Source organism: Mycobacterium sp. (assembly GCF_035697385.1).
In the GTDB taxonomy this organism is placed as follows: domain Bacteria; phylum Actinomycetota; class Actinomycetes; order Mycobacteriales; family Mycobacteriaceae; genus Mycobacterium.
This window is the reverse complement of the sequence record NZ_DASSCY010000177.1, coordinates 1-5,346: the sequence shown is the minus strand read 5'-3', so window position 1 is coordinate 5,346 and position 5,346 is coordinate 1. Positions and strand designations below refer to the sequence as shown.

Annotated in this window: 4 protein-coding genes; all 4 read right to left on the bottom strand. The window is 67.6% G+C overall.

Annotated elements, in window-relative coordinates:
- Window positions 1-2,527 (bottom strand): arabinosyltransferase domain-containing protein (locus VFH65_RS14625; protein ID WP_353322407.1); only part of this gene is annotated, 2,527 nt, incomplete at its 3' end.
- A complete protein-coding gene (locus VFH65_RS14620; protein ID WP_353322406.1) occupies window positions 2,527-4,380 on the bottom strand; it encodes a galactan 5-O-arabinofuranosyltransferase in 1,854 nt (617 codons plus the stop codon). The genes VFH65_RS14620 and VFH65_RS14625, both read right to left, overlap by 1 nt.
- Complete coding sequence (locus tag VFH65_RS14615) at window positions 4,380-5,162, bottom strand: decaprenylphospho-beta-D-erythro-pentofuranosid-2-ulose 2-reductase (protein ID WP_353322405.1); 783 nt, start codon at window positions 5,160-5,162, stop codon at window positions 4,380-4,382. Before VFH65_RS14615 ends, VFH65_RS14620 begins: the two co-directional genes overlap by 1 nt.
- On the bottom strand, window positions 5,163-5,346 hold a 184-nt coding region (locus tag VFH65_RS14610; RefSeq protein ID WP_353322404.1), incomplete at its 5' end, for a D-arabinono-1,4-lactone oxidase. It lies immediately after the preceding gene.

Below are 5,346 nucleotides of genomic sequence, written 5' to 3'. Positions count from 1 at the left end.
CGCTGCGCCAGCTGCCCATCACCGGGGTGCGCGCGGGGTCGAGGTTGTAGGGCAGCCGGGCCCGCGATCCGTTGACGCCGGCCGCGGCGGTGGTGCCCCCCTCGGTGCCGGCCTCGCCGTTTGTTTCCTCGCCTTCGGGGGTGTCGGCGAAGTTCGTGGCGGTACCGGGTCCGCCCATCACCTCGTCGGCCGACAGGTCGCTCGGAATCCCGTTGGGGCCGAAGCCTTCTGCACTGGCGGCACTCAGCGCCTCGCCGACGGGTGCATCGACGGGCTGCAGCATTGAGGCGTTGGCGTCCTGTTCGACCAGTACATCCTCGGCCATCCCGCACGTCTTGCCGGTCAGCGCTTCCAGATTCGAGCGGCCGACGCTCCACGCCGGGTATTGGTCGGTCATGGCCAATGTCAGCGACATGACCTCGAAGACGACGACGATCCACGCGGCAACGGCCAACGGGGACTGGACTATTCGGCGCCATCCGAAGCGTCCGCCATCGTCAGGGGAGAGGTCGCGGCCGGAGAAGTGGAACCACGCCGCCGCGAGCAGGGCGACGACCGAAAGTCCGAGCAGAATCGTGGTGAAGCCGAACTTCCACTCCGGGAACTGATTTGACCACGGCACGCCGAAATTCGAGACGTACCACCAGCCGTTGACGGTCGCGAACGACAGCGCCATCACGAACAGCACCGCGGCGGCGAATATCGCGCGGTTGCGACGTGACCGCATCGCGGCGGCGGTGACGGCGACCGCGGCAAGTGCACCAAGCGAGCCCGCAAGACCGGCATACACACCGAAGTGGTGCGTCCACTTGGTTGGCGTGAACATCATCGCCAGGAACGAGATGATCGTGATGCCGATGATGCGGCGACTGGGGCCTGCGGCGGTACCGGGAATTCGGCCCTTGCGCAACGACATTGCGACCGAGACGGCCAGGGCAAGCAGGAGCGTCAGCACGGCGAAGCGGCGGGCCACCGAGCCGTCGGGGCTGGTGGTGAACAACCGCTCGTAACGGATGTGCTCGTCGAACCAGCTCAGGCTGGGCCCAACGGCGGACTTGAACGAACTGGCCTGCAATTCGGCGGCCAGCGTCTGGTCACGGAACACCAGGATGATGGTGACCGTGCACGCCGCGAGAATGGGAGCGAGCAGCGCCAGGTAGCCGAATCGCGAAGTATGCGCGGCGACAATGGTTTTCAGCGGTCCGACGGCCACAAGCAACGCGCCCACCGCCGCGATTCCGGTGGGCCCTGAGAAGATGGTCAGCGCCCCGATGATGATCGCGACGGCCACGGGCAGCAGCCGGCTGGTGGCCACCCCACGCTCGACCGAACACCAGGTGAGCAGGATGCCCAGCGCGATGATCGGTTCTGGCCGCAGGCCGTTGTTCAGCGGCAGCCAGAACGCCAGGAACATGCCGGCGGCCGTCCACGCGGCGGCGCGGCTGATCTTCACCGCGTGCCCGAGCCGGGGGATCACTTCGCGGCTGATCAGCCACCAGCACGCCAGCCCCATCACCAGCGTGGGCAGCCGCACCCACGCGCTGTTGGTCGATACATGCGCCCACAGCGCCAACAGGTCGTAGTACCAGCCGAACGGGGCCTCGGGCGTGCCGAACCATCGGTAGTAGTTGGCCATGTAGCCGGCGTGCTCGGACACCCTGGCCATGGTCAGGATGTAGCCGTCGTCGGCGGTGTTGGCGCCGACGAAATGCCACCACACCAGCACCGCGGCCACCACGCCGTCCAGCGGGCCCAGCGACCACCATCGCTGCGGCAGGAAGCGTTTGACCCCTCGGCCGTCGGCGGTGTCGAGCACGTGCAGCGCGCCCAGCGCGACGAGCGTCATCGCCACCCCGACGATCATCGCCAGCAGCTTCAACAGCGTCGGTGAAGTGCTGTAGCGGGAGTCAAGGGTCGCCGAGAACTCCAGCCCCGGCGGCGCGGGCCCGGCCAGATCGGTGAAGACGCCGACGATCTGCGGGCGGAAGTCGTAGCCGCTCCGCTCACCGCGCAGCGCGCTGCCAGGATCGTCGGAGTCGGGGCCCTTGACCAGGCCCTCAAACTCACCGGTGACCTTGTCCGCGTGCGCGGTGAACGTCAGCCGCTCGCAGGCCGGGCTGAGCACCTGGTTCAGCGGTGCGCTGACCACCGGGGTGTTGCGGACGATGACGAGCAGGTCGTTGTTGACGCGTTCGATGAGAAGTCCGCGGTCGACGGCCTTGGGCGCCTGCTTCGGCACAGTAGACAGCAGCACGGATTTTCCCGGACCGGCTAGCCCGGCGGCGGCGCTGCACGGCACGGTGATGGTGAGGTCGGTGGCGACGTAGCCGATCAGCGGCGCGTCGACGCTCTGCAGCACGCCGTTCTGCGGCCAATTGAGCTCGGCGGTGGTTTGCGTGACCGGCAGAAGTGGTGTGGCGACGGCCATCGCGGCCCCGAGCAGTCCGGCGACGATGGCGAGCAGCCGCGCGGTGCGGTGGTTGCTGCCCATCGCCGGCTCTCGGACCACGGGGCTTGATGGTGCCATCAGGGCTTCCTGATCGCCAGCACGAACGGCCCGACGGTGGAAACGTCGAAGCGCGGGTCGTCGAACAGGGCTTCGTCAAGCTCGACGTGGTAGCGGCGCACGTTGGGTTGATTGGGGTAGACGTCGGAGGCCAGCCGCAGCGTGTAGGTGTCGTCGGCGCCGCGGCGCATCAGGAACACCGTCGGCGCCTTCCATGGCAGCTCGTCGAGCGCGGTGATGAACTGGTCGGCGTCGGTGAGGGTGGCCCAGCCCTCGATGGTGTCGGCCCGCTTCTCGAACTGCGCGAGCGGGTTGGCGTAGTGCGACGTGAGCCCCTGGAACCCGTAGTAGGGGTAGTACGACAAGAAGCTGTAGTCGGCGGTCAGCACGACGGTCTCATTGCGGGCCACGCCGGTCACTTCACGGATCCTGTCGTCGATCTCCCGGTAGTACTGCTCGGAACCCGGTGGGCGGCGGTCGGCGCGCTGGCCGCCGCCGTCGGTGTCGGTGTAGGCGACGACGATGTCGGACCGAAGCACGTCGGGGATGTCCTGGCTGAACGTCACCGCGCCGATCGCGCCAAGCGCCGCGGCGGCCGCGACCACGCGCCGTCCGGTTTCGGGCTGGTACCGGCGCGCGATCGCCACAGTCGTTTCGATGAACCCGAACACGCCTGCCGCGGTGAGCAGCACGGTCAGGGTCGGAATCAGCCGGAACGACAGCAGCGTCGTGCCGGCCAGCGTGGTCAGCATGGACAGCAGCGACCAGGCGTAGACGGCGAGCACGGCGATCCCCAGCGCGCCGGCGCGGGTCGAGCTGCGCGCCCGCCAAACCAGCCACAGTGTGCCGAGCATGCACAACGCACCGAGCAGGGTGAAGTGCAGCATCGGGAACTCGAGTTGCGCGCCGGCCGTGGGGAGGTAGTGGAAGGCAGAGCCGGAGCCGGCCGGTGAACCGCGGAGCGCGGCGACGAGGTACGGGCCCCAGCCGATCAACGTGATCGTCCCGGAGATGACGGCGATGACCAGCAGCCGCAGCAGTGGCTCGACGCGCCTGCGGGCGGCGGCAAGCAGCACCGCCATGATGGTCAGTGTGAACGCGGCGTAGCCGAGCAGCAGGGTGTAGAACAGCGCGGATCCACCGAGGAAGACGCCGACGCCGATCACCGCCGCCCAACCGCCGTCTCGCGTTGCGCCCCCCAGCCCCGACCATGCGAGCACGAACACCGGCGGCAGCAGCACGGTGATGATCGCGGCGTAGGGCTCGGCAGGCGAGTACGCGAGCGTGGCAGCGGCGGTGGCGGCCGACACGATCAGCGCATACTCGAAGCGAATCATGGCCGCCCACAACACAAATGCGACCACAATCGCGATCGTGATGGAGATGATGGCCCACGGCTTGAACATCTCCCACGCCGGCGTGCCGGTCAGTGCCGCGAGCCGGCCACCGAGCCAGAACCAGCCGGCTGGGTAGAACGGCGGCAAGCCGTAATAGGTCATGTCGTGGGGGGCGGCGGTGTCGGTGAGCCGGGTCAGGTATTCGGTGCGGAACGCCTGGTCGACGGAGATCCCGTGCAGGTACAGCTTGGTCGCGCCGAGCGGCATCGCCAGCGTGACGACCGAGAACCCAGAAAGGAACACCAGAACGCCGCTGCGCGCGAGCGTGCGGCGTCCGCGACGCCAGATCCACCCGCACGCCAACAGACCTGCGAGGCAGGCGAATTGGCCGACGGTGGTCAGCGCGTGCAATTGGTTCGACGAGTTGAATGCAGGCCACTCCACCCGCGCTATCGCGGCAAGGGAGATCACCGTGACCGCCACCGCAACGACGACCGCCACCGCCATCTGGCCGATTACGGCCAGCGCACCGCGCATTAGATGGGGAGCTTGCGGAAGATGGGGCGGGGGATATGCCGCAACACCATCATCACGTACCTGAACGCCCCCGGCGCCCATACCAGTTCCTTGCCTTTGGCCGATGCGGTGACCGCCAGTTCTGCGACGTCTTCCTTGTCGACGGTGAACGGCGCTTCCTTGCTGCCTGTTGACTTCCAGTGCTCAATGGTGGTCCTGGTGCGCACCTGCCCGGGCCTGATCACCAGAACCCGAACCCCGAACTCCCGCAACGCTTCCCCGAGACCCAGATAGAAGCCGTCCAATCCCGCCTTGGTGGAGCCGTACACGAAGTTGGATCGACGCACCCGCTCACCGGCCGCCGAGCTCATCGCGATGATCCGCCCGAAGCCCTGGGCGCGCATCTTCTCGCCGATCAGCACACCGACGGAAACCGCTGCGGTGTAGTTGATCTGGGCGATCTGCACGGCCTTGCGCTGGTTCTGCCACAGCTCCTCGGCATCGCCGAGCAAGCCGAACGCCACGATCGCCACGTCGACGTCGCCACCGGCGAAGGCGGCGTCGATCACCTTCGGGTGGCTCTCGGTGTCGACGGCGTCGAAGTCGATCAGCTCGACGGACTTGGCGCCTGCGGCCTTCATCTGCGCGACGGCGTTGTCACGGCCGGGGTGATCGGGCAGTTCTGCCAGCACGATTCGTGCCGGCGCGTTGCGCAGATAGCGCTCGCAGATTGCTAGCCCGATCTCGGACGTGCCGCCGAGCAGCAGAATGGTCTGGGGGTTACCCACGGCATCAAGAACCATCTAGAGCAGCTCCAAGCGTCGGGCCATGTCGGAGGCGAACACGCCGGTGGGATCGACCTTGCGGCGCACGGCAATCCATTCGTCGATTCGCGGGTACATGGCGTGGAAGGTCTCGGCAGTCGTTCGGGAATCCTTGGCGGTGTAGAGCCTGCCGCCGAACTCCAGCACCCGCCGGTCGAGCTCG

Bases quoted from the DNA above. Each gene is read 5' to 3' on its own strand.
- VFH65_RS14620 (WP_353322406.1), bottom strand. From the start codon at position 4,380: ATGCGCGGTGCGCTGGCCGTAATCGGCCAGATGGCGGTGGCGGTCGTC.
- VFH65_RS14615 (WP_353322405.1), bottom strand. From the start codon at position 5,162: ATGGTTCTTGATGCCGTGGGTAACCCCCAGACCATTCTGCTGCTCGGC.